Genomic DNA, 566 nt, shown 5'->3' on the forward strand with positions numbered 1-566 from the left:
AATCTGATCCCAGCATCGTGCACTCGTCTGACCCCAGATATGCTACCTTTAGTGTCACTGAGTGAGACTGAGCTTGCAGATATAAGTGATCGTATTCCAGGAGGGGCTGCTAATATTCAGGATATTTATCCTCTTGCTCCGCTGCAAGAAGGTGTGGTCTTCCATCATAGTCTCAGTGATGAAGTGGACCCGTATGTTACGCCAGCATTATTCCGTATTGGTGATGAGCAGACACTGAACTCTTTTTGTGAGAGTTTGCAGTTTATTATTGACCGTCACGATGTGTTGCGCACAGCGATTCTATGGCGTCAACGAGAGAAGCCGTTGCAGGTGGTGTTGCGTGAAGCGCGTTTGCCGGTTACTTGGTTGCCGGTACAGCAGGGGGATGATGTACTGGCGAAGATGCAGGGGTTATGTGCACCGGAAGTGCAGTGGATGGAGCTAGAGAAGGCGCCACTGATGCAACTGACGGTGGCGGCTGAAGCCGATGGTGGTTATCTGGTATTACTGCAGCACCACCATGTGGTGATAGATCATGTTGGCCTTGAAGTGGTGCAGCAGGAGTT

Annotated in this window: 1 protein-coding gene; it reads left to right on the forward strand. The window is 50.5% G+C overall.

Features of this window, described 5'->3' with window-relative positions:
* Positions 1–39: 39 nt before the first annotated feature.
* On the forward strand, positions 40–566 hold a 527-nt coding region (locus J8L71_RS18360; protein ID WP_211001802.1), incomplete at its 3' end, for a condensation domain-containing protein.

Origin of the sequence: Pseudoalteromonas sp. MMG007 (assembly GCF_018100985.1) — a bacterium.
Lineage (GTDB): Bacteria > Pseudomonadota > Gammaproteobacteria > Enterobacterales > Alteromonadaceae > Pseudoalteromonas.